This window comes from Rhodococcus ruitaii, from assembly GCF_055230935.1.
This window is the reverse complement of record NZ_JBUYWC010000012.1, coordinates 118720-141362: the sequence shown is the minus strand read 5'-3', so window position 1 is coordinate 141362 and position 22643 is coordinate 118720. Positions and strand designations below refer to the sequence as shown.

At 65.6% G+C, this 22643-nt stretch carries 22 protein-coding genes; 12 read left to right on the top strand and 10 right to left on the bottom strand.

From position 1 onward, the window contains the following. The first annotated feature begins 72 nt into the window (after window positions 1-72). From ACZI8W_RS17210 to ACZI8W_RS17195, 4 genes are read left to right on the top strand one after another with little or no spacing between them, the layout of a single operon-like run. Window positions 73-981: an ABC transporter ATP-binding protein gene (locus tag ACZI8W_RS17210; protein ID WP_463369715.1), complete on the top strand. Its 909-nt coding sequence runs from the start codon at window positions 73-75 to the stop codon at window positions 979-981. Continuing rightward, complete coding sequence (locus ACZI8W_RS17205) at window positions 978-1748, top strand: ABC transporter permease (RefSeq protein WP_463369714.1); 771 nt, start codon at window positions 978-980, stop codon at window positions 1746-1748. Before ACZI8W_RS17210 ends, ACZI8W_RS17205 begins: the two co-directional genes overlap by 4 nt. 27 nt (window positions 1749-1775) lie before the next feature. Beyond that, window positions 1776-3020: a sensor histidine kinase gene (locus tag ACZI8W_RS17200; protein WP_463369713.1), complete on the top strand. Its 1245-nt coding sequence runs from the start codon at window positions 1776-1778 to the stop codon at window positions 3018-3020. Next, window positions 3017-3658, top strand: coding sequence for a response regulator (locus ACZI8W_RS17195; RefSeq protein WP_463369712.1), 642 nt, complete (start codon window positions 3017-3019; stop codon window positions 3656-3658). Before ACZI8W_RS17200 ends, ACZI8W_RS17195 begins: the two co-directional genes overlap by 4 nt. Before the next feature lie 51 nt (window positions 3659-3709). On the opposite strand, the gene ACZI8W_RS17190 is transcribed toward ACZI8W_RS17195, so the two are convergent. The 4 genes from ACZI8W_RS17190 to ACZI8W_RS17175 are packed head-to-tail and all read right to left on the bottom strand — an operon-like array spanning window position 3710 to window position 8902. Next, window positions 3710-4549, bottom strand: a complete 840-nt coding sequence (locus tag ACZI8W_RS17190) for an energy-coupling factor transporter transmembrane component T family protein (protein WP_463369711.1) — start codon at window positions 4547-4549, stop codon at window positions 3710-3712. Beyond that, window positions 4549-6297, bottom strand: a complete 1749-nt coding sequence (locus ACZI8W_RS17185) for an ABC transporter ATP-binding protein (RefSeq protein WP_463369710.1) — start codon at window positions 6295-6297, stop codon at window positions 4549-4551. Before ACZI8W_RS17185 ends, ACZI8W_RS17190 begins: the two co-directional genes overlap by 1 nt. Continuing rightward, window positions 6294-7244, bottom strand: coding sequence for a DUF8171 family membrane protein (locus ACZI8W_RS17180; RefSeq protein WP_463369709.1), 951 nt, complete (start codon window positions 7242-7244; stop codon window positions 6294-6296). Before ACZI8W_RS17180 ends, ACZI8W_RS17185 begins: the two co-directional genes overlap by 4 nt. Before the next feature lie 38 nt (window positions 7245-7282). Beyond that, window positions 7283-8902 (bottom strand): HAD-IA family hydrolase, encoded by a 1620-nt coding sequence (locus tag ACZI8W_RS17175; protein ID WP_463369708.1) that lies wholly within the window; start codon window positions 8900-8902, stop codon window positions 7283-7285. Window positions 8903-9096: 194 nt separating this feature from the next. Here ACZI8W_RS17175 and ACZI8W_RS17170 point away from each other — a divergent pair, with 194 nt between their 5' ends. Continuing rightward, window positions 9097-10146, top strand: a complete 1050-nt coding sequence (locus ACZI8W_RS17170) for a LacI family DNA-binding transcriptional regulator (protein WP_463369707.1) — start codon at window positions 9097-9099, stop codon at window positions 10144-10146. A 223-nt stretch (window positions 10147-10369) separates the two neighbouring features. Here the strand turns inward: ACZI8W_RS17170 and ACZI8W_RS17165 are convergent, their stop codons facing one another. From ACZI8W_RS17165 to ACZI8W_RS17150, 4 genes are all read right to left on the bottom strand, one after another. Next, the gene (locus ACZI8W_RS17165) at window positions 10370-11212 is read right to left on the bottom strand and encodes an SDR family oxidoreductase (RefSeq protein WP_463369706.1); all 843 of its coding nucleotides are present in this window, start codon (window positions 11210-11212) and stop codon (window positions 10370-10372) included. Between the two features lie 235 nt (window positions 11213-11447). Next, window positions 11448-12092: an NAD(P)-dependent oxidoreductase gene (locus ACZI8W_RS17160; protein WP_463369705.1), complete on the bottom strand. Its 645-nt coding sequence runs from the start codon at window positions 12090-12092 to the stop codon at window positions 11448-11450. A 359-nt stretch (window positions 12093-12451) separates the two neighbouring features. After that, on the bottom strand, window positions 12452-13915 hold the full coding sequence (locus ACZI8W_RS17155) for an aldehyde dehydrogenase family protein (RefSeq protein WP_463369704.1): 1464 nt from the start codon (window positions 13913-13915) through the stop codon (window positions 12452-12454). After that, complete coding sequence (locus ACZI8W_RS17150) at window positions 13912-14688, bottom strand: coniferyl-alcohol dehydrogenase (protein ID WP_463369703.1); 777 nt, start codon at window positions 14686-14688, stop codon at window positions 13912-13914. The genes ACZI8W_RS17155 and ACZI8W_RS17150 overlap by 4 nt, the downstream gene beginning before the upstream one ends. Window positions 14689-14870: 182 nt before the next feature. Here ACZI8W_RS17150 and ACZI8W_RS17145 point away from each other — a divergent pair, with 182 nt between their 5' ends. Both ACZI8W_RS17145 and ACZI8W_RS17140 read left to right on the top strand, forming a co-directional pair. After that, on the top strand, window positions 14871-15446 hold the full coding sequence (locus tag ACZI8W_RS17145; RefSeq protein WP_463369702.1) for a helix-turn-helix domain-containing protein: 576 nt from the start codon (window positions 14871-14873) through the stop codon (window positions 15444-15446). Window positions 15447-15974: 528 nt separating this feature from the next. Next, window positions 15975-16337, top strand: coding sequence for a winged helix-turn-helix transcriptional regulator (locus ACZI8W_RS17140; RefSeq protein ID WP_463369701.1), 363 nt, complete (start codon window positions 15975-15977; stop codon window positions 16335-16337). Window positions 16338-16504: 167 nt separating this feature from the next. Here the strand turns inward: ACZI8W_RS17140 and ACZI8W_RS17135 are convergent, their stop codons facing one another. Further along, window positions 16505-17188, bottom strand: a complete 684-nt coding sequence (locus ACZI8W_RS17135; RefSeq protein ID WP_463369700.1) for a TetR/AcrR family transcriptional regulator — start codon at window positions 17186-17188, stop codon at window positions 16505-16507. A gap of 95 nt (window positions 17189-17283) precedes the next feature. On the opposite strand from ACZI8W_RS17135, the gene ACZI8W_RS17130 reads away from it, so the two are divergent. The 5 genes from ACZI8W_RS17130 (at window position 17284) to ACZI8W_RS17110 (ending at window position 21929) form a co-directional block, all read left to right on the top strand. Next, complete coding sequence (locus ACZI8W_RS17130) at window positions 17284-18234, top strand: ATP-binding cassette domain-containing protein (protein WP_463369699.1); 951 nt, start codon at window positions 17284-17286, stop codon at window positions 18232-18234. After that, window positions 18231-19046 (top strand): ABC transporter permease, encoded by an 816-nt coding sequence (locus ACZI8W_RS17125; protein WP_463369698.1) that lies wholly within the window; start codon window positions 18231-18233, stop codon window positions 19044-19046. Before ACZI8W_RS17130 ends, ACZI8W_RS17125 begins: the two co-directional genes overlap by 4 nt. A 78-nt stretch (window positions 19047-19124) precedes the next feature. Further along, window positions 19125-20528, top strand: coding sequence for a dihydrolipoyl dehydrogenase (lpdA, locus tag ACZI8W_RS17120; protein WP_463369697.1), 1404 nt, complete (start codon window positions 19125-19127; stop codon window positions 20526-20528). Window positions 20529-20781: 253 nt separating this feature from the next. Beyond that, entirely contained in the window at window positions 20782-21597 is an 816-nt protein-coding gene (locus ACZI8W_RS17115; RefSeq protein ID WP_463369696.1) for a class I SAM-dependent methyltransferase, read from the top strand. Further along, window positions 21594-21929 (top strand): cupin domain-containing protein, encoded by a 336-nt coding sequence (locus tag ACZI8W_RS17110; protein WP_463369695.1) that lies wholly within the window; start codon window positions 21594-21596, stop codon window positions 21927-21929. The genes ACZI8W_RS17115 and ACZI8W_RS17110 overlap by 4 nt, the downstream gene beginning before the upstream one ends. 21 nt (window positions 21930-21950) lie before the next feature. Here ACZI8W_RS17110 and ACZI8W_RS17105 read toward each other — a convergent pair whose 3' ends face one another. Then, window positions 21951-22643 carry a GAF and ANTAR domain-containing protein gene (locus ACZI8W_RS17105; protein WP_463369694.1) on the bottom strand — a complete coding sequence of 231 codons (693 nt, stop codon included), beginning with the start codon at window positions 22641-22643 and terminating at the stop codon, window positions 21951-21953.

Below are 22643 nucleotides of genomic sequence, written 5' to 3'. Positions count from 1 at the left end.
ATCCGATCGGCTGATGGCGACCCGACCCACTCGGTCGATGTGCCGACCCGGTCCGGCAGGCACGCTCGACACATGCCAATTGTAGAAGTCACCGACCTGTACAAGTCGTACGGTGATCGCACCGTCGTCGACGGCGTCAATTTCCATATCGACGAGGGAGAGATCTTCGGAATTCTCGGACCCAACGGCGCAGGGAAAACCACGACGGTCGAATGCATCTCCGGATTGCGCACACCCGACTCCGGCGTCGTCCGCGTCGCCGGGCTCGATCCGATCGGTGATCATCGTGCCGTGACGGAAGTGCTCGGCACACAGCTGCAGGAAAGCCAGTTACAACCGAAATTGACTGTGCGCGAGGCCCTCGATCTGTATGCAGCGTTCTATGCGCGCCCGGCCGATGGCAACGCCCTTGCCGAACGTCTCGGACTCGGAGCACTGCTCCGCACCCAGTTCGCGAAACTGTCGGGAGGTCAGAAACAGCGCCTGTTCATCGCTCTGGCGCTCATCGGGACACCCCGCGTGGTGGTGCTCGATGAGCTCACCACCGGCCTCGATCCGCGCGGCCGCCGCGACACCTGGGAGTTGATCGAGGAGATTCGCGACACCGGTGTCACCGTCCTGTTGGTCACACACTTCATGGAGGAAGCCCAGAGGCTGTGCGACCGGGTCGCCGTCTTCCGCTCGGGCCGGATCGAAGCGCAGGGCACACCCACGGAACTGATCGGTAGGACGTCCACCGCCGTTGTCGTCTCGTTCCGTCCGTCGGGTCCCTGCGACGTACGCAGGTTCGAGTTGTTGCCCGGCGTCGCCGCAGTGCGCACCGACCATGATCGGGTGGTGGTGGAGGGCGGCGAGGAGTCTGTCGAGTCCGTCCTCTCCGCACTCTCCGAGGCGGGACTCACTGCCGAACGGCTCCGTATCGCCGATGCCACACTCGACGACGCCTACCTGAACATCACCGGATCGGAAGGCGCATCATGACCACCTCGCTCATGAACAAGACGACGACGAACCCTGCGATTGCGGTCCTGCGTACCGAGGCGAGACTCTTCGTGAGACAGCCCGGCTCGCTGTTCTGGATTCTCGTCTTCCCCGTGCTGCTCCTGACGATTCTCGGTCTGATCCCGTCGTTCCGGGAAGCTGACCCCAACCTCGGTGGGCTGCGGGTGATCGATCTGTATGTGCCGATAGCGTTGCTGCTGGCAATGATCGTGGCCGGTATTCAAACGATGCCCACGGTGTTGTCGGCGTACCGTGAACAGGGCATCCTCCGCAGGCTGGCCGTGACACCGGCCCGCCCGGCGAATTTGCTGATGGCACAGATCATCGTGCATGCCGTGGCTGTCGCGGTGTCGATGGTTCTCGCGCTGGTTGTCGGCCGTGTCGTGTTCGGCGTGGCCTTTCCCGCGCAGCCGTGGGGGTACGCACTCTCGGTGCTCGTGACCCTCGCTGCGGCGTTGAGCCTCGGTGCCGCGATCTCGGCGGTGTCGCCGTCGCAGCGCACCGCGCAGACGCTGGGCACGATCGTGTTCTTCCCGATGATGTTCTGTGCGGGGGTGTGGCTTCCGGTGCAGGCGATGCCGGACTTGCTGCAGCGGATCGTCGAACTCACCCCCTTCGGTGCGGCGGCGCAGATTCTGGACCAGGCTGCGGCGGGCGACTGGCCTGCCTGGAGCGGGCTGGCCGTAGTCACCGCGTGGGCGGTAGTGCTCACGGCCGCTGCGATCCGCTGGTTCCGTTGGCAGTGACGGCGACGGCCCGCCATGCTGGATCATGTGACCGAGTTGGAGGCCGGGACGACATCCCAGTCCGGGGTGGGCGACACTGCCCTGGGCAGGTTCCATCGCTGGGGTCCGTCGGTACTGCTCGTCGTCGGGACGGCTCTGTCCGCAGTGTCGACGCCGCTACTGATGGCACCCGGCGAATGGATCCCGGCGTCGCTGATGGTCGCCGTGTGCGCGGGCGTGGACGTACGGAGATTCCTCGACGGCACGGAAGGCGCGCCCGCCTATTTCGTTTTCCGATCTCTCATGGCGTTTGCGCTGAGTTGGTTCAACCCGTTTTTCGCGATCTATGCCGTCATGGGTTATTTCGACGCACCGTGGTTGCTTCCCGATCGGTGGGCTCGGCTCGGGATCGTCGCGACAGCAGTTACGGTGGCAGGTTCGCAGGCGGGGGGACTTCCCCCTCGAACTCCGGCGACGTGGCTCCTGTTCGGCGCGGTGTTCATGCTCAACGCGGTGATCGCGATGGTGATGTACGGGATCGGCGAACGTGACGAACGCAGGACGAAGGAACGAATCGACGCGATCGACGAACTCGAACGAGCGAATTGCCGTCTCGAGAAGGCGCTTTCGGAGAATCAAGTACTGCACGCTCAGTTGGTGAAGCATGCCCGTGAGGCCGGTATCGACGATGAGCGCCGCCGGCTGGCCGCAGAGATCCACGACACCTTGGCGCAGAGCCTCGCCGGTATCGTCACGCAACTGCAAGCCGCCGGCGACAGCCCGGATCCGGCAGCGGCGAGACATCATGTGGCCGAGGCTGCAGGTCTTGCACGACGCAGCCTCGGTGAGGCACGCCGCTCGGTGCACAATCTCGCGCCGGCAGCGCTCGAACACGGCACACTCGAATCGGTGTTGGCAGATTCGGTGACTCGCTGGTCGGCCGAGCACGGGATCCGGGCGGACTTCACTGTGACGGGGAACGCAGAACCGTTGCACGACGACATCGCCGTAACGTTGTTGCGCATCACTCAGGAAGCGCTTGCGAACGTCGCCAAGCACGCGTCGGCACAGCGCGTCGGTGTCACAGTGTCCTACATGGACGATGAGATCAGTGTCGATGTCCGCGACGACGGATGCGGTTTCGATCCGACGGCGACGCCGGTGGACGGATTCGGGTTGAGAGGCATGTGCTCGCGTGTCGCCCGCATCGCCGGCGTCATGGATGTCGAGTCCGAAATCGGTGCCGGAACAGCGGTGTCGGTGCGGGTGCCGCTGGTGGGGTCGGTGTCGTGAACAGCGATGGACCGGGGATCACGGTGCTGATCGTCGACGACCATCCCGTGGTTCGCGATGGCCTGCGTGGAATGTTCGCGGCCTCGGGTGAGTTCACGGTTGTCGGTGAAGCGGGGGACGGACGTGAAGCGGTGGCGCTCGTGACTCGGCTCGATCCCGACGTGGTGCTGATGGACCTGCGGATGCCGCGAGGCGGAGGTGTCGACGCGATCGCCGAACTCACGTCCAGGCAACTCCGCAGCCGGGTGCTGGTGCTCACCACCTACGACACGGATACCGACACGATCCCCGCGATCGAAGCGGGCGCGACCGGGTATTTGCTCAAGGACGCCCCGCGCGACGAACTGTTCGAGGCGGTGCGCGCAGCCGCGGCGGGGTGCACGGTGCTCTCGCCGGTGGTGGCGTCGCGTCTGATGTCCCGGGTGCGCGGAGCGGACACCCCACGGTCGCTCAGTGCGCGTGAACGCGAGGTGTTGGTGCTCGTTGCGAAGGGCACACCCAACCGTGAGATTGCGCGGGAATTGTTCATCAGCGAAGCGACGGTCAAGACTCATCTGGCACACATCTTCGGGAAGCTGAACGTGGCCGATCGTGCGGCGGCAGTGGCAGTCGCGTACGAGCGCGGCATCCTGGGTTGACGGGCGGTACCGAACCCGGTGCGGATACGGCCCGGCTCTCACCCGTTTCGGTTACGGGACGAGGTCGTGCCGGTACAGAGGCCAGCTGCTTCCCGCCCAGAAGGCCGCGGCGGCGAGGGCGAGGGTGACCACGATGACGGTGAGATCACGCGGGGTGATCTTCAGGTAGGCGAGGCGGATGTCGCGGCCGCGCCGATCGATCGTCGCGTAGGTGAAGCCACGGGTTTCGAGTGCTTCGACGGTGGTGCGCACGGATTGCGCCGTGTTGAGAAAGATCGGGTAGAAGGACAGCACGACCATCTTCACCCAGTGGGTGAGATGCCGGACACGCAGCGGGCCGGCGTTGCGCGGAGGCGCGGAGCGCAGGCGATAGTTGTCGAAGACGGTGTTGAACTCCTCGACGAGGATCGGGAGCATGCGGTACCCGTAGCTGACGGCGAAGGCCAGCAGGGGCGGGGCTTTCAGCGACAGTAGTGCGTCGGAGAGCTTCTCGGGGTCCAGGGAGACGAACGCGGCCATGGAGGCCATGGAGATCGCGCCGAGTTTGAGGGTGAACTCGGTCAAGGCGAGGACAGTGTCGAAGTTTCCTCCGAACATGAGGGCGGCCAAGACGATGTAGACCGTTTCCATGAGCAGCCCGAACACGAACAGGCCCAGGAGAAGCGGCCCGACTCGGGCGAGGACGACAGCGGCCGCGCCCATGACGAAGAAGATCGCCAGGACGGTCAGGTTGTGGGTGAACCAGGGTGCGATCGCGAGAATCAGATACCAGCCCAGCACCGCGCGGGGGTCCATGGTGGAAAAGAGCCCACCGCGGGTGGCGTAGGCGGCGCGGATGAGTTCGAGTTTGACCCACTCCACGCTGAGGACGTCACGTTGCTTCCGTGCCATCAATAGGCTCCTTGGTTGACGAGGGCACCGGCAGGCGCGGCGAATCGGGCGGTGAACTCCTCGACGCTCAGGGGCGCGGGCGCCATCCCGACCGCCCGTCCCAGCGCGGTGATCTGCGGAGGGACGAGGTTGGCGTCGGCGAGCAGGGCGGGTCGGTCGAACAAATCCCGAGGTGACAGGTCGGCGGCGACGGTGCCGTGGCTCAGCACGACGACACGGTTCGCCCATTCGGCGACCAGGGTCATGTCGTGGGTGGCGATGACGGAGGCGGCGATCGTGTCGGAGAGTTCGTCGAGCATCGCGATCACCGCGTCGCGGCTGGCGATGTCCAGGGACGCGGTGGGCTCGTCCAGGAGCAGTAGCGTCGGGCGCATGGCCAGCCCGATCGCCAGGGTGGCGCGACGCTGCTGACCTCCCGACAGCGTGCGTCCGTCGCGGTCGGCGAAATCGGTGAGACGGACCTTGTCCAATGTCCGGTCCACGAGTTCGGCCCAGTCCGCGACGCCGCGTCCCCGGGGGAAGAGCGCGATGTCGGAGCGGACGGATTCCCGCAGGAACATCTGCTGGGGGTGCTGCCACAGATAGGCGACATGGTCGGAGAGCCGGGACGCCGAGCGGGTGCGGGTATCGATTCCGTCGACCGTGACCGCACCTCCACGGGGAACCATGATCCCGGCCAGCAGCTTCAGCAGGGTGGTCTTGCCGGAGCCGTTACCGCCGACGAGGGCGACTCGGTCGCCGCGCCCGATAGTGAGATCGATTCCGTCGAGCACCGTCTGGAGCCCGGCGGTCACGGTGCGATAGCTGTGCCGGACCCGGTCGGTCCGGGCGACGATGTCAGGCTGCGCGGTGATCTCGGGCTTCGCGGTGGTCTCGGGTGCCGACCGGCCAGGTGCAGGTGGGTGAGGTACGGCGGGATGCGGTGCGGGTCCGAGAAGTTCTGCTGCGGCGACGACCGTGCGCGGTGCATGGAGGTGCCCGAGCGACTGAGCCGCCTGGACGACCTGGGGTGCGGGGATTCCGTGCTCGGCGAGTTCGGCCGAGCGATTGACGGCGTCCTGAGTCTGGAGGTGCCACACCGGGCTGCCTCGGTCCATCAGAATCACCGAGCGGGCGAAGCGCGCGATGAACTCGGCGTGATGCTCGATGGTGACGACGGTGATGCCGTACTGCTCGTTGAGGACTTCGAGGCGCTGATAGATCTCCAGGGCTCGAGCAGGGTCCACTTCGGCCACCGGCTCGTCCACGACGATGATCTCCGGGCGCATGGCCAGGACCGACGCCAACGCGGTCAGATGTGCCTGACCGCCCGAGAGCTGCCAGACGTACCGGTCGGCCAACTCGGTGACGCGGAGCATCTCCATTGCTTCGGCGGTGCGTTCGGCGTGGTCGGCGAATCCGAAATTGATCGGTGCGAAAGAGATCTCGTCGCGCACGGTGGGCCGCACCAGCTGGTTTGTGAAGTCCTGGTAGACGTATCCCACACGGCTGGACAGTTCGGCGACGGTCGAGGTGTAGGTGTCGATGCCGCAGACCTCGGCCGTTCCGGCGAATTCGCCGGACCAGTAGTGGGGAACGAGACCGTTGAAGGTCTTGCACAGGGTGGTCTTGGCCGAGCCGTTGCCACCGACGATGCTCACGAAGTCTCCGGCCGCGATGCTCAGGTTCACGTTCCGCAAGGTGTCCTGTGTGGTGCCCGGATAGCGGAAGGAGACGTCCTGGAGGCGGATCACGGGGTCGGTGGTCACGGGCGGGCTCCAGGATCCGTGATGCCGTCGGAAGTGGTGGAGACGTGGTCGTCTCTGTGCGCGGCTTTCTTCTGCGCGGCGCGGAAGAACACGATGGCCAGAGTGAGAACAACCAGGAGTGCCGCCACCGAGATCCACAGGAACCCCGGGCCGTACTGGTCGACGAAGTCGGGTTCGAACGAGCCGATGCCCACATCCCACGCCTCGAGGAAGGCGAAGAAGAACGACGCGATCGACATGAGTAGCGCGGCGCCGACGAACAGGCCGGAGCGGGGCGCCTGGCCGGGGAAGGGCTCGCCCGGCACTCGCGGGCGCAAGCCCATCAACGGTTCGATACGGCCGTGCAGTGCCGGGACAAGCCACATCGCGGGTATCGCCCCGAACACGATGCCGGAGATGATCAGGTCGGTGCCGAATCCGATTCCTTCGAGAAGCAGCATGGATTCAGGCAGACCCTCGACGAACTCGGCGTCTTCCACACCGATCCAGACCTTGCTGAGGTCCACCACCGCGGAGAGCAGTTTGTCGATGAAAACCAGCAGGATCGCTCCCGTGGCGATCTGGATCCGGTTGTTCGGGTTACGGATCACCGACCCGGCGATGAAGATCGCCAGGAACATCTGAAGGTATCCCTCGACCTCGCTCAGTCCGGAGAAGTCACCCATGAGCAGATCGGTGAAGACGATCTCACCGAGCGGGGCGCCCAGGGCGACCCAGAACGGGCTGAGCAGCGCTGCCAGCGCCAGGGGGATGAACACGAAGTAGGCCACCGAGAAGTCGACGGGCCCGATCGTGACGTCGGGGATGATCTCCAGCAGGATGTTCGACAACCCGAACATGGCCATCGAGAGCACGAAGATCATGAGTTTCTGAGGTGGGTTCAGCTCGAATCGGCCGACGCCGCTGGGCCCGCGCACGGCCCCGGCACGCTGATAGTCGGTGGACATGGTTGCTCCTGGAATGGTCGAGGTGCGAGAAATGGCGGTCAGGAATGGGCGGTGATCAGGGGCAGTGCGTCACCGGGTTCGGTGACGACCGCGGTGGCCACGCCCTCGGTGAGGGCGTGTTGCAGTGCGTGTTCGTCGGTGCTGCCGCCGCGCACGAGTACGCGATGCGCGATGCCGCACGCGGCCGCGCCTGCGGCGTCGTTGACCGGTTTGTCGCCGAGGAACCAGGTGCGGGCGGGGTCTGCGCGGGCGATCGCGAGTCCGGCCCGGATGATGCCGGGGTCGGGTTTGCGTGTGCCGAATTCGTCGGAGGCAACCACCGCGGTCACCAGGTCGGTCAGACGGTGGCGATCCAGTTGCGCCCGCACCGAGTCGCCGGAGACGGTATTGGAGACCACCACCACCCGGTGCTGGTGCGCGACACACCATCTGAGCAGTTCGTCGACGCCGCGGCGCATCGTGCGACGGGACTTGGCCGACCCCCACGCCGCCATGAGTGCCGATGCTTCCGAACGCAGCAGGGCGACGGTTCGTGCCGACTGTCCCTCACCGCCGAACCGGGCCCAGAATGTCACGGGGTCGATCTCCGCGTGCCCGGTCTGTTCCGCCTTCCGGCGTCGGTTCGCCGCGAGTGCTCGCTGCAGGATCTGCTCGGCGACTTCGGCGGAGGATTTCTCTCCCACACTGGGACCGAGGAGTCCCGCCAACCTGTCGATGAACCTCGCGCGTGCTTCGGGGTCGGGTTCGGCGTGCGAGATCACGCCGCCGTGATCGATCAGCAATGCAGCGCCCGAATCCGCCGTCACACGCCGTGGACGCCCTACCTCCGAGCGTGCGGCTCGGGGCTCGGACTTGTCGAGGATCTCCAGTAGCTGTGCGGGTGTGTCCAGCACAGCGTCGGCCCGGTCGTGTACGGCGAACGGCGGGAAGTCGGTGTGATGGCACCGCGTGACGACGACTGCTCCGGCTCCGGCGCGGCGCCCCGCCACCACGTCGCGGTCCTGTGTGTCGCCGACATACCAGCACTCACCCGTGCTCACACCCAGGGCGTCCGCGGCGAGGGTCAGCATGTCGGGGTGCGGCTTGCGGATACCGACTTCGTCGGAGTAGATCTGCACGCCGAAGACGTCGGCCAGTCCGTGTTCGGCCAGGATCTCCCGGTGTGAGGCGCCGGAATGGGCGTTGGAGACGATGCCCAGCTGCACCCCCTGCTGTCGGCACCGGGACAGGAGTTCCGGTACACCCGGGCGCAGGTGGTGATCCGAGATCACCCGGTTCTGCGCCCGGACCAGTTCGCGGGCGCGGGAGGCCAGGAACTCTCGGGGTCCTTCAGGCAGGTCGGAGACCATGAAATCGGTGATCACCTGCCGGTGAGTCAGTTCGACGGGTTCCAATCGGCGGCTCGAGGCATTTTTCCAGTGTTTCAGCGCGGTCAGGCCCGCTTCGACGGACGCGATGAGTCGCTCGTGGGGAACTTCGAAGCCCGCTCGCTCCAACAGGCCCCAGTACAGGCGCGCCAGTTCCTGTTTGCCTCCGGGACGCTTCGAGGTCTCGAAGACGACGCCACCGAAGTCGAGGAGCAGGGCGTGCGGCGTGCGCAGCAGTGCTGACGGTGTCACGGGCGAGTCGGCAGGCGCTGCAGGGAGAATCCGGGTCATGAATGGAGGGGCCTTCCGGCGATCAGGTGTGTCGATGCGGCTGACGGTAAGGACTGGTTCTGACCTGGAGGTGGCGCGCAGATGAACGACTGGAACGTTCCAGATGTGAAGATCGGGAACGTTCCAGTCGCAGCTCGGTCGAGGTGCTTGTCGCAGATCCGGAACGGACACCGAACCGTGGTAGAAGAGAAGACGTGCCGCCACCCGACACCGGTTCTCTCCGCCCGACCATCATCGACATAGCCCGTGCAGCGGGGGTGTCGAAATCGTTGGTGTCGTTGGCCCTGTCCGGGAAGCCGGGGGTCAGCGACGCGTCCCGAGATCGGATCCTGCGGGTTGCCGACGACCTCGGATACATCTCCAACACCTGGGCACGCTCACTCGTCAGTGGACGCACCCAGTTGATCGGGGTCGTGGCCACGGACGTCTCCAGCGCCTACAACATCGACGTCGTCACCGGCGTGGAGGACGAAGTGGCCGAATCGGGGTACGGAGTGCTTCTCGCGCACGGTCGCCGGGATTCCGGGCAGCTCGAACGTGGTGTGGATCGGATGCTCCGGCTGGGTGTCGACGGACTGATCGTGGTGTCCTCCCGCGTTCGGCGTGCACAACTGGATTCCGCTGCGCGAAAGCGACCGGTGATCGTGGTGGGGCGGCCTGACGATGCCGGAGACCTCGTCGACGTCGTCCGCAACGACGACGAACTCGGGGGCCGCCTCGCCGTCGAGCATCTCGCTCGGGCCGGCCATCGCCGCATCGGGTTTGTCGCGACCTCGACCCGTGCCGCCGTCCGCGCTCGGGGATGCGCGTACGAGACCACCATGACCGAGCTGGGGCTCTCCTATCGCTGGACGGCGACCGGGTCGGTTCGCCGCGATCCGGCCTTCGCCCGACGTGTCGTGGATGCCGTGCTGAGCGAGCCGCGATCACATCGCCCCACCGCGTTGTTCGTGTCCACCGACGAGACGGCGATCGGCATTCTCGGAGCGGCCCTCGATGCCGGACTCCGTGTTCCGGGCGACCTCGCACTCGTCGGCTACAACAATTCCGCCATCGCGTCGGCGATGCGGCCGACCCTCACGAGCATCGACCAGCCGCGCAATCGGATGGGCCGGCTGGCCGTCGCACTCCTTCGGGAGCGGCTGTCCGGGCGTACTCGGCAGCGTGTCGAGATCATGACACCGCAACTGAAGCCCCGTGTGTCGTCGGAGTCGGTGGGGGCTGATGGCGCAGCGGGTCGGTAAGGGCTGATCGCTGCGCTGCCGTACAAAGTGTTCCCGCGATGATCCCAGTCATCCGCGACTGCAATTGCGCGCGCGGATGACTGGAATACGCGCGGGAAGAGGAGGATGGGCTACGTGTGAACGTCGATGGTCTGGAGCTGTCGTACCCAATCGAACTCGGCGCCGAGGAAGGCTTCGCCGCCGAGTGCTGGGTGCTCGGTAGGCCGCCCGTGGGGCCTGGTGCTTACGACCGACGCAGCAGGTCGGCAAGGCCGATCGGTGCGCTGCCGGTCAGGTGCTCGACGGTGTCGGTCAGCGGCGCGAGCTCGCCGGCGGCGATCGCGGTGTAGGTGGATACCCAGGCGTCGAGTTGCCATTCGGGGACGCCGTAGGGCCGGCGGGACGCGTACGCCTGTTCGACCGATTCTTCTTGGTAGGTGGTGGCTCGCCCCGTCACTTCGGTGACGATGCGTGCAACCTCGATGAGGGTCAGGGCTTGAGGCCCGGTCAGATCGTAGGTGTGTCCCGCGTGCGCGTCGGGATTCGATAGGACGGCGGCGGCGCTACGGGCGACGTCCGCGCGCGCCACAGCACCTACCCTGCCGTCGGCAGCCGGTCCGCGGATGACTCCGTCGTCGCCGGCGAGGGTGGGGAGAAAGTCGAGGTAGAACGAGTCGCGCAGCAGTGTCCATGCCATGCCGGAGGTGCGCAGGTGTTGTTCTGTGGCCCAGTGGTCGCGCGCCAGAGTGAATGTGGCGTCCGGGGACGCCCCGAGGAACGAGGTGTAGACCACGTGCTGCACGCCGGCGGCGGCTGCTGCGTCGAGGAATGTCCGGTGTTGGGCGAGCCGGTCCTCGCTCTCGGCTGCCGAGACCATGAACAGCACGTCCGCCCCGCGCAGCGCGGCGGTTGCGGCGTCGAGGTCACCGAAGGTGGCCTGTGCCACGTCGCCGATGCCGGTGGGGGTGCGGTCCGGGTCGCGCACCACCAGGCGCAGGCGGGCACCCGAGTCTGCGAGGTGACCGGTGACCGCGCGGCCGATGTTGCCGGTGGCTCCGGTGACGGCAATGACGGGGGTGGTGGTCATGATGTCGGTTTCCTTTCGAGGTGAAGGGGCCGCCCGGTGGACGTGGCTCGAGCCACGTCCACCGGGCGGGTGCCGATCAGAAGGCGACTGTGGTGAGGAACCTCGGCCGAGGCGGTCGCGTCCCAGTGCGCCATGATCGCGCTGTCCTTACTCGCCACGGGTCAGCGTAGATCTCCGGCCCGCCGAAGGTGCCCGATGCCGCGAAGACGCGGCAGATCTTCGCACGACTTCGTGGTCAGTAGGCGACGGAGAAGCGTTGACGCCGGTGCGCGGGCTGCTCGATCTCATCGACGAACGCGTGGGCGTAGTCCGCGCCCGAGATTTCCGAGTTGCCCTGCGCGTCGACGAGCAGGACGTCACCGCCGAGCCGGAACGTGCCGGTGTGCTCGCCCGGGGCCCAGGCGCCGAAGCCGCCGGCGGGGCTCAGATAGAACCAGTCGAGCGAGTCGCCTCCGGCGCGCAGGTCGGTGAGGATCTCCGCCATCTCGGCCGCCTCGGGCTTGAACGCCTCCGGGAAACCGCCCGTCTCGGCCACGGCTGGTCCACCCTGCGCGACCAGCAATGATCCGGCGCCGCCGACGACGCCCAGCCTTACCCCGGCTGCCTGGGCCGCGGTAGTCAGCCTGCGTGCGATGTCGGCCAGCTTGCCCTCGAGTTCTCCTCGTGGGGACAGTGCCTCGATGACGACGTCGGTGTCAGCGACGGCCCGCTCCAGCGTCGCCGGGTCGAGCACGTCGGCACTGATGTAGGTGACACCGTCGACCTTCTCGGTCGGGGCGGTTCGGGACACCGCGGTGACCCGGTGTCCGCGCGAGTTGGCCTCGCGAACGATATGTCCACCGGCGTATCCGGTACCGCCGATCACGGTGATACGTGCCATGACTGATTCCTTTCGTTGATGCTCCCTCGAAGCCGGTCATACTTACTATAAGTAAGTAGAGATTGAATGTAAAGTAGGTACCGTCTGGTAAGTGGATAGCGATCCCATTGGTGTAGAAGCTCTCGGCTTCCCATCCGATGAGTTCGCCGGCCTCGCTCATATTCCGCTGGTACTGGCAGTGCAGCGCACGATCTCACTCGTCCGCGTCGAGGGCAGATGCGAGACGGCACGTGTGAAACATTTCGCCCGATGCCTGTTCGCCTCACCTGTGCCTGTTCGCCTCACCTGCCGAGCCCGGCGGGTGAGATGAACGTCGATCGAGTCGCGACGCCTGGCGCTCGCGTCGTGGCCGGAGGTATTCAGATGGGGTATTCGGGTGCGGTTCTCGAGACGGTGATCCAACGGGTGCGAGTGAACGCATCGATGGACTCCCGGCCGCCGAAATGTCCCCACCCGCTGAGCTTGGTGCCGCCGAACGGTATTTGTGGATTGTCGTCGACGGTGGCGGCGTTGATGTGGGTCAGTCCCGCGTCGATCGCGCTCGCGACCTCATAGGCGTTGAGCACGTCGGCACCGAACACGGCCGCCGAGAGTCCGTAGTCCGAGTCGTTGGCGAGTTCCGTTGCGTGTGCCTGGTTGTCGGCTTCGATGATCGCGACGATCGGGCCGAACGACTCCTCGCTGTAGATACGCATGTCGGAAGTTACTCCGGACACCACAGTCGGGGTCAGGAGATTTTCATCCGCGGTGCCGCCGGTGAGTACGGACGCGCCCTTGCCGACTGCATCGTCGATGAGCGCGAGAACATGGTCGACCGCCTTTCGATTGATCAGCGGGCCGATCCGAGTCGCCGGATCGGCGGGATCTCCGACGAGCAGGGCCTGTGCGCGCTGCACGAGAAGGTCGCTGAAGGCCGTCACTACCGACGTGTCGACGATCGCTCGCTCCGTCGACATGCAGATCTGTCCGGTGTTCATGTAAGCACCGAAACTTATCGCACGTACGGCGGAGTCGAGATCCGCATCGGCGAGTACTACGGCAGGGGCCTTGCCGCCCAACTCGAGCAGTGTCGGGGTCAGCGTCCGTGCCGCGATCTCGGCGATGATTCGGCCGACGCGGGTCGAGCCGGTGAAGTTGACGTGGGCGACCCGGTTGTCGGAAACGAGGGTTTCGGTGACCTCGGGTGCCTGTTCCGGGGCGCTGACGATGTAGTTGATCGCACCGTCGGGTATTCCGGCATCGTGCAGGGCTGTGACGATTGCCGCATGTGTGCGGGGGCACTGCTCAGAACCCTTGAACACCACGGTGTTTCCGAATGCCAGCGGTGCGGCGATGGAGCGCACACCCAGGATGAGGGGGGCATTCCACGGCGCGATCGCCACGACCACGCCGAGTGGTTGCCGAACGGCGAGGGAAAGTCGGTCGGGTGTGTCGGACGGAATCAGCGCGCCAGTGAGCCCCTCGTAGGCGAGTGACCCGGCATGTCGGAGCGAGTCGGCGGCGAGGCCGATGTTGAAGGCGCACCAGGCGTGTGTGCCTCCGACCTCGGAACGCATCGTATCGGCGATGACTGCCGAGCGCTCCTCGATCAGATCGGCCGCCGCGAACAGGACCGTCCGTCGCCGGCCGGGGGCCTGCGCGGCCCAGTCCCGCGAAGCGCGCGACGCTTCGTCCACGGCGCGTCGGGCGTCATCGGCCGTGACGCCGTTCAGCGTGGCGGCCGGTTCCCCGGTGAACGGGTTGTGGTGGGTGAGTTGCGGTCCGGATCCGGCGACCCAACGTCCACCGATCAGATTGTGCTGTTCGACAAGTTCGTTGCTCATTGCTTCTCCTGGAAAGTGGACGCCGCCAAACCGCCATCCACGGCGATGTCTGCACCGTTGACCCACGTGGACTCCGGAGTGAGGAGCCACACCACACTCGGCGCGATATCGGCAACGGTCGCGGGACGTCCCACCCGTCGAACGTCGTCGTCGACACGGTCCTTGCCCAGCACGTTGACGAACTCACCCAGGATCGGTGTCTCCACAGGCCCGGGGCTGACGGTATTGACACGGATGCCCTTCCCGATCCACTGTGCCGCCTGGATCTGGCTCCACACGCGCAGTACTTCCTTCGAGTAGGGATACGCGTCGTCGTCGCGGACCTGGTGAGTAGTGAGCCAGTGCAGTCCTGACTCGAAGTCGGGTGTGGCCGCGAGTGCGCGATGGAGGTCGAGTCGGTCACGCCACGCCACGCCGGCGAATGACGCGACGTTGACGACGCCCGATCCGTTTGTGAAGTGGGATTCGAGTGCGTGTGTGAGGTACCGCAGGCCCAGAAAGTTGACCCGAAGCGTCAGGTCAGCGCCGTGGCTGCCCGATACTCCTGCGACGTTGGCGAGGCCGTCGACCGGCCCGGAGATCGCGTCGACGGCGGCATCGACGGAGGCTGGATCGGAGAGGTCGGCGCGGATGAACCGGACACCGTCGGTGAGGGGTTCGCGGACATCCACCCCGATCACCTCGGCGCCGGACGCCGAGAGTAGTTCCGATACGCGCGCACCGATACCCGACGCTGCCCCGGTCACGACTATTCGTCGGCCGTTGATGCTCATGATGCAGGCTCCTTCCTGGAAGCTGGGGGCCGAACCCCGACTAGTTGTTATGTTTACGATTACGCCCGTAGTTGTATGAGATTACGTAAGTCTCGTTTCTACACCAAAGAAGTGGTGTGCTCAACAGTCGGTAGGCTCCCGGCAGTGGGTCGCCGGCACGACGGGTACGGAGAGGGGAGAGCATGGCTGCGCTCGCGCGGGTCCTTGCCGCGAACGTTCGACGGTTGAGGGAGACGCACGGGTTGTCTCTGACACAGCTCGGGGATCAGTCAGGGGTCGGCAAAGCGACTCTGTTCAAGATCGAAGCAGGCAGGACCAATCCGACCCTCGGCACCCTCGCTGCGATTGCGGATGCGTTCGATCTCACGGTTCCGGACCTGCTGGCAGAGCCCGAGGCCGTCACGGTCGAACACCTCGCAGAGGGGGAGGGCGAGCCCATCAGCGACTCGGCAGCAACCGGTTTCGTGCTGCGCCGTCAAGTGATCGGTGCGGGATCGGTCGAGATCCACGCCAAGACATTCCGCGAGGGCCTGACGCTGGAGTCCATGTCGCACGGGTTGGGGGTGCGCGAGCACGTCTTCGTTCGAAGCGGGTCGATACTGCTCGGCCCGGATGGTGGGCAGGCTCTCGTCTCGGCAGGCGGCTACGCGACCTACGCTGCAGACCGGCCGCACCGCTGGGAGGCGAAAGGTGGGGACGCCGAACTATGGATCGTCCACACGTTTCCTCGGTCGAACGCCTTCGGTGAGGTCGACTAGTAGATGCGAATGATCGAGGAGTCGGCCGCGGACAGTCGCGAGGCGACGGAATCGAACCCGAGCGGGTCACCGGCCTCACCAGCGGTGTCCCTGACGTCACTCGGTCGACAGCCGGTCGGCAAGCCCCGCAGCGGCGAAGGCCTCGACCACCTCCGCCCGTCCCTCGGTGAGGTGGCTCCAGCTGTCGCAATGCGTCGGCACCACCCGACGAGCACTGCGGTCGTGGCGGCGATAAAGGTGTCGGCGGGGGCGGTTCCGTGGCTACGAGTGTCTCCTCAGCTGTGGTGGTGGGTGCGCAGCCGGCCAGAGCGACGGCGGCGACGCGATGGTCGCTGTGCTGTGATGCATGTTCCGATCAGTGATCGGGCTTGCTCGACGCGGTCGCGCCGTACAAGGGGCGGCCGAACCGATTCTCTTTCGTGGAGAGTTCTTGCCTCGACCGCCAAGAGTTACCATAAGAGAGTTGCAAGTGGATAGAAATACGGCACTGAAAAGTGCCTTACATACCTTGTGGTTACTGGAGGTGGCATGGTGGAGTGGGATCCGTACGACCGCAACTGTCCGACGCGGAAGCTACTTGATCGGATCGGGGACCGCTGGACGGTACTTGTGGTCGGGTCCCTCTCGGACGGGCCGCTGCGATTCTCCGAACTGGCTGTCCGGATCGACGGGGTGTCGCAGAAGATGCTCACCCAGACGCTTCGTGGCCTGGAACAGGACGGTTTGGTGAACCGCACTGTCACGGCCGCGGTGCCGGTCCGGGTCGATTACGAACTCACCGATGCGGGACGCTCACTCCAAGGCCCGTTGAGGGCGTTGGAAGAGTGGGCGAAAGCTCATATGGGTCCGATCCTCGAGTCCCGAGACCGCTTCGCTGCCGAGGGTGCATGATGACCGGGTCATCTGAGGCACGGCTGGTACTTCTTCATCGACGATGCGCTCAGCGGCGACCTCTTCGAGGGCGGAGTGCACGGTAGAGGTGCTTCGCGACGGCGGGTCGTAGGCGGGACTTGCGGCCCGCGCCGATAGCGATCGACGTCACCTCGACACCCGCAGGGTCAGAGTCCGTTGCCGGGTGCAATACCGAACAACATCGCGTCGATGCCTGCCGCGAACGCGACGTCGTTGTCGAGTGGTGCGGTGGGGGTGTCGTCGCCGGTGCGGGCGAACAGCGCCGCCAGGTGCGGATAGTCGCCGCGCACCAGCATCGCGACGAGATGTTCTGCACCACCACCGGATTCGGAGGCGACATCGCCTGCGGATTCCTGCGCGGCGAAGTTCGTCACCCACCCGCTCAGAAGCGCGACACCCATCATGGTGGCGGTCGGGTCGAGTTTCGCGGGGGTGAGTGCGCCGATGAGGTGATCGAGATAGCGGACGGCATTCGGACCCAGATCGGTCGCAGGGATCTCGCGGAGCCAGGGGTGTCGCCGGTGCAGCGCGCGCGACTGCTCGGAGATGTTCAGGACGTCGGCGCGCACGTCGCCGGTGAGCGGTGCGAACTCGTATTCGCCGGCAACATGATCGGCCATCAGGGCGAGTAGGTCGTCTTTTCCGGACACATACCGGTACAGGGACGCGGCCGAGGTGCCGAGCGACTCGGCGGCGCGGCGCATCGACAGCGCGCGCATGCCCTCGCGGTCGACGAGGTGGACGCATGCCTCGGCGATTTCGTCGAGCGTATGAGTGGGGCGGGGGCCGCGTTTCGGTTCGCCGGATCGCAGCCAGAGTGAGGTCGGCACGTTCCCAGCATGCCTCACGCCCACAATTGCGAACAGCGTTCGCATAGGTCTATCCTGAAACTGCGAACGTTGTTCACAATTGAAGGGAGACGAGCGTGAACGTCATCGAAACCGAGGGCCTGACCCGGCGTTACGGCGAGATCGTGGTGGTCGACGGGGTGGATCTCCGAGTGCGGGAAGGTACGGTGCACGCATTGCTCGGGCCGAACGGCTCGGGTAAGACCACCACCGTGCGCATGCTTGCGACCCTGCTGCGCCCGACCTCCGGACAGGCTCGGGTCCTCGGCTTCGACACCGTCGCCGACGCAGTGCAGGTGCGGCAGCGGATAGGGTTGGTCGGGCAGTTCCACTCCGTCGATCCACGGCTCACCGGGGCCGAGAATCTCACGATGGTTGCGCGGCTGGCCGGAATGCGAAGCCGAGACGCCCGCCGTCACACCCGCGAACTACTCGAGCGGTTCGACCTTGCCGAGGTGGCAGACCAGCAGGTGCAGAGCTATTCCGGCGGGATGCGGCGCCGACTCGACATTCTCGCGGGTACTGTCGTGCGCCCCGCGGTGTTGTTCCTCGACGAACCGACTACCGGGCTCGACCCGCGCAGCCGCAACGACATATTCGGATACGTGCTGGATTTCGTCGCAAAAGGCACCACCGTCGTGCTCACCACCCAGTACTTGGACGAGGCCGAACGACTCGCGGACACGATCACGATCCTCGATGGCGGCCGCACCGTCACCACCGGAAGCCCGGCCGAGATCACCGCTGCGGTCGGTACCGGCCTCGATGTGGTCGTCCCGCCCACGCAGCGCGGCCGGGCCACGAGGGTTCTCGCCGGCTTCGATGCTCGGGAATTGGGAGCGGTTGCCCTACCCGAAGACTCGATCCGGCTGTCGTTCGGGCTGGACGACGAGCCCGAATTGCTCCCGATTCTGCGCGCCCTCGACGCCGACGGAATCGACGTCCACGACATCGGCAGGCGCCGCGCGAGCCTCGACGAGGCATTCCTCGCGCTCACCGGCCATCCCAAGGAGGAGACACCGGCATGACCACATCCACGGACATACACCCCACCGTGAACACCGCCACTGCGGCACGCGTGATCTTCGGACGAACCATGGCCACCTACCGCCACTCACCGGCGCTGCTCGCAGTGTCGCTCGCTGCGCCGCTCGGCATGGTCGTGCTGTTCGGCTACGTCTTCGGCGGCACGCTCGCCGGCGACGCCGCCCCTTCGGTGTATCGGTCGTACCTCATGCCGGGTGTCTTCGTCCTCGTGGCCGCGTTGGGTTTGATGGCCACTGCGAGCACGGTCAATGCGGATCTGAGCAGCGGCCTCACCGACCGGTTCCGTGCCCTGCCAATCTCACGATCCGGTGTGCCTACCGGTCTCGCGTTCGCCGAGACGGTGTTCGGCGCTGTCGCCCTCGCCGCGATGATCGGCGTCGGGTACCTGGTCGGGTGGCGTATCGACGCACCTGCCGGTGAGGTCGCATTGGCAGTTCTCTTGCTGTTCGCTTTCCGATTGGCGCTGAGCTGGCTCGGCATCCTGCTCGGCATTGTGATCCGTGATGAACAGGTTCTGCAGCAGGCAGCACCGATGATCTTCGGACTCATCATGTTCTCGAACGTGTTCACGCCCACGGAGGCGATGCCCGCCGTCGTCCGTGCGATCACGGAGTGGAATCCGATCAGTGCGGTGGTGGCAGCGCTCCGGGAATTGTTCGGCTCGGGAACTGCAGTCGCGGCCGATGCGGCCTGGCCGATGCATCATCCCGTCGCCGCTGCATTCGGATGGATCGCGGTGATTCTCGTGGTGGCGGTGCCCGTGGCGGTGCGCCAGTACGGCGCGCAGCGGTAAGTGCGCGAATCCACCTTACCGGCGGGTAACCAGACCATCGGCAGACAGCGGGATCGGGCAGGACTACCCTCTATGGCTGTGACCTCACACTATGACGTCGTTGTCCTCGGAGCCGGTCCCGGTGGGTACGTCGCTGCTATCCGCGCGGCACAGCTGGGATTGAGCACCGCCATCATCGAGCAGAAGTACTGGGGTGGTGTCTGTCTCAACGTGGGCTGCATCCCCTCGAAGGCGCTTCTTCGCAACGCCGAACTGGCGCATCTCTTCAACAAAGAGGCCAAGACCTTCGGTATTTCGGGCGATGTGTCGTTCGACTTCGGTGCCGCCTTCGACCGCAGCCGCAAGGTGGCCGACGGTCGTACCAAGGGCGTGCACTTCCTCATGAAGAAGAACAAGATCACCGAGTACGACGGTAAGGGCTCGTTCGTCGACGCCAAGACCATCGAGGTGGCGCTCACCAAGGGCGGCACCGAACGGGTGACCTTCGACAACGCCATCGTCGCCACGGGCTCGGTCACCAAGTTGCTGCCGGGCACGCAACTCAGCGACAACGTCGTGACCTACGAGGAGCAGATCCTCACCCGCGAACTGCCCGGCTCGATCGTCATCGTCGGTGCCGGCGCCATCGGTATGGAGTTCGGCTACGTCCTGAAGAACTACGGGGTCGACGTCACGATCGTGGAGTTCCTCGATCGCGCCCTGCCGAACGAGGACGCCGACATCTCCAAGGAGATCACGAAGGCCTACAAGAAGCTCGGCGTCACCATCAAGACCGGTGCGGCCGTCCAGAAGATCGTCGACAACGGATCCAACGTCACTGTCGAGATCAAGGACAACAAGTCCGGCAACGTCGAGACGATGACCGTCGACAAGGTGCTTCAGTCGGTCGGTTTCGCCCCGCGCGTCGAGGGCTACGGCCTCGAGAACACGGGTGTCGCCCTCACCGATCGCGGCGCCATCGCGATCGACGAGCGCATGCGCACCAACGTCCCCGGCGTCTACGCCATCGGTGACGTCACCGCTAAGCTGCAGCTCGCGCACGTCGCCGAGGCTCAGGCCGTCGTCGCCGCCGAGACCATCGGGGGTGCCGAGACCCTCGAGCTCGGCGATTACCGCATGATGCCGCGCGCGACGTTCTGCCAGCCGCAGGTCGCGTCGTTCGGTCTGACGGAGGAACAGGCGAAGGCCGAAGGCTACGACATCAAGGTCGCGACCTTCCCGTTCACCGCCAACGGTAAGGCGCACGGCCTGGGCGACCCGAACGGCTTCGTCAAGCTGATCGCCGACAAGACCCACGGCGAACTCCTCGGCGGCCACCTCATCGGCCCCGACGTCTCCGAGCTCCTGCCCGAACTGACCCTCGCTCAGAAGTGGGATCTGACGGTCAACGAACTGGCCCGCAACGTCCACACGCACCCCACGCTCAGCGAGGCGCTGCAGGAAGCCATCCACGGCCTCGCAGGACACATGATCAACTTCTGACCTTCCGCGCGGGTGGACCCCCGCTCGGATGTACCGACCTCAGCCCGTGGTGACTTGATCGTCACCGCGGGCTGTTGTCGTTCGGTGTGGGGCGTTGGACGAGTCCGACGAGATGGAACCGGATGGTCGTCACTGCCCGAGCATGGTTAGGTGAGGATGTCCTTAGAAAGGGGCCAAAGCCTCTATGGTCCACCTTGCATCTGCCGTAGGTTTCTCCTGCAGATGGGTTGTGCAGCGAGAGAGGCCGAGAATCATGAACGACACACGCCCAGCCGACGACGAACTACCTCTGGCAGACCGGGATGCTGCCCACCTACCTGGGCACTGGCTCCTCGCACGTCTCGGCAAGCGCGTCCTCCGCCCCGGCGGCAAGGAACTGACTGAGCGGATGCTTGCCGACGCGAAACTGCGCGGCGTCGACGTCGTCGAGTTCGCGCCGGGTCTGGGCCGAACCGCACAGAACATCCTCGACTACGCACCCAAGAGCTACGTCGGAGTCGAATCCGACGAGAGCGCAGCCGAACTGACCAGAAAGGCCCTCGGGGGCGCGGGATCCGTCGTCAGCGGAGAAGCATCGAAGACCGGGCTCGGCTCCGCAACCGCGGATGTCGTCGTCGGCGAAGCGATGCTCACGATGCAGACCGACAAGCACAAGTCGGAGATCATCGAAGAGGCACTGCGCGTACTCCGCCCGGGTGGACGCTACGCAATCCACGAACTGGCGATCGAGCCCGACGAGGTCGACGACGAGGTCAAGACCGAGATCCGCAAGTCCCTCGCACGGTCAATCAAGGTCAACGCACGTCCGCTCACCGCGGCCGAATGGACTGAACTCCTGACCGATGCCGGATTCGAGGTCGAGACCGTGGGATTCGCGCCCATGGCACTGCTCGAACCCCAGCGCATTCTCGCCGACGAAGGCCTCGTCGGTACAGTGAAGTTCGTGGGTAATGTACTACGGGACTCCGACGCTCGGGCGCGCGTGCTGCAGATGCGGTCCACATTCACCAAATACAAGAAGCACCTCGTCGCGATCGAGATCATCGCGAAGAAAAAGGCGGCACGATGACCGACACACCCGTTTCCAGCGGAACTATGACGGTGATCGAGGGACTCGCGCACCTCGAGGTCAAGGACGGCGACGCCCCGCATCTCGAGAAGCTGGTGTCGAGGCCGGGCGCCACCATGATCCGAATGGGTTTCGCGCAGGGCCAGGTCCTGAAGGATCACCGTGCGCCGGCACCGATCCTCGTGCAGGCGACCAGCGGCGACGTGTCGTTCAGTACTGCGGAGAAGACTGTCTCGCTCGTCCCAGGAGTCGCGGTCCACGTCGACGAGGGCGTCATGCACAAACTCGTTGCCAACACCGACTCCGTGGTGATGCTGACGATCCTGCGCTGATCCGGCGTATCCCCGTAGCGTTCAGGCGCGGCCCGGCCCGGCCTCCACAATCCGGGCCGCGATCACCGAGACAGGCGTGTTGGTTTCCTGCGACAGCTGCACCATCATCTGGAAGGCTTGTTCAGCCCCCACAGCAAATCGCTCCATCAGCATGCCCTTGGCCTGGCCGATCAGGTCGCGGCTCGCGAGCGCAGACTTGAACTGTAGTTCTTTGCGGGAGGCGAGAACCGCGATCGCGGCGTGCGCCGCGAGGACTCCGCCGACGTGCATCGACTCGGCATCGAACGAACCGGGTTCAGCCGCGAACAGGTTGAGGGCACCCGACTCGTTACCGTGCGTGAACAGCCGGAACGACAACATGCTGAGCACGCCCGCCTCGACCGCGGCAGCGGAAAACCGCGGCCAACGCGGATCCGAGCGCAGGTCGGCGCTGTGGGTCATCTCCGCTTCCAGCGCGGCATCGACGCACGGACCCTCGCCGAGCCCCGCCTGGATCCTGTCCACCTGCCTCGTCAGCTCGGAGGTGGCGGCGTGTGTATCGAAGTCGGACGGACCCGTCACCATGAGCACTCCGGCCGCGTCTGCACCCGGGATCAATTCGATCGCTGCTGCGGTCAGACGCCCGAACGACGACTCGAGGTCGGTGTCGTCTGTCATGGAACGAGCGAGACCGGCCAGAATCCCGCTCAATCGCTCCTCATCGTAGTCCGCCAT

Excerpts from the sequence above, each read along its gene's own strand:
- ACZI8W_RS17105 (WP_463369694.1), bottom strand. The coding sequence starts at position 22,643 with ATGGCGGACTACGATGAGGAGCGATTGAGCGGGATTCTGGCCGGTCTC.
- ACZI8W_RS17145 (WP_463369702.1), top strand. The coding sequence starts at position 14,871 with ATGGCTGCGCTCGCGCGGGTCCTTGCCGCGAACGTTCGACGGTTGAGG.
- ACZI8W_RS17110 (WP_463369695.1), top strand. The coding sequence starts at position 21,594 with ATGACCGACACACCCGTTTCCAGCGGAACTATGACGGTGATCGAGGGA.
- ACZI8W_RS17150 (WP_463369703.1), bottom strand. The coding sequence starts at position 14,688 with ATGAGCATCAACGGCCGACGAATAGTCGTGACCGGGGCAGCGTCGGGT.
- ACZI8W_RS17175 (WP_463369708.1), bottom strand. The coding sequence starts at position 8,902 with ATGACCCGGATTCTCCCTGCAGCGCCTGCCGACTCGCCCGTGACACCG.
- ACZI8W_RS17115 (WP_463369696.1), top strand. The coding sequence starts at position 20,782 with ATGAACGACACACGCCCAGCCGACGACGAACTACCTCTGGCAGACCGG.
- ACZI8W_RS17205 (WP_463369714.1), top strand. The coding sequence starts at position 978 with ATGACCACCTCGCTCATGAACAAGACGACGACGAACCCTGCGATTGCG.
- ACZI8W_RS17210 (WP_463369715.1), top strand. The coding sequence starts at position 73 with ATGCCAATTGTAGAAGTCACCGACCTGTACAAGTCGTACGGTGATCGC.
- ACZI8W_RS17155 (WP_463369704.1), bottom strand. The coding sequence starts at position 13,915 with ATGAGCAACGAACTTGTCGAACAGCACAATCTGATCGGTGGACGTTGG.
- ACZI8W_RS17125 (WP_463369698.1), top strand. The coding sequence starts at position 18,231 with ATGACCACATCCACGGACATACACCCCACCGTGAACACCGCCACTGCG.
- ACZI8W_RS17160 (WP_463369705.1), bottom strand. The coding sequence starts at position 12,092 with ATGGCACGTATCACCGTGATCGGCGGTACCGGATACGCCGGTGGACAT.
- ACZI8W_RS17140 (WP_463369701.1), top strand. The coding sequence starts at position 15,975 with ATGGTGGAGTGGGATCCGTACGACCGCAACTGTCCGACGCGGAAGCTA.
- ACZI8W_RS17165 (WP_463369706.1), bottom strand. The coding sequence starts at position 11,212 with ATGACCACCACCCCCGTCATTGCCGTCACCGGAGCCACCGGCAACATC.
- ACZI8W_RS17180 (WP_463369709.1), bottom strand. The coding sequence starts at position 7,244 with ATGTCCACCGACTATCAGCGTGCCGGGGCCGTGCGCGGGCCCAGCGGC.
- ACZI8W_RS17190 (WP_463369711.1), bottom strand. The coding sequence starts at position 4,549 with ATGGCACGGAAGCAACGTGACGTCCTCAGCGTGGAGTGGGTCAAACTC.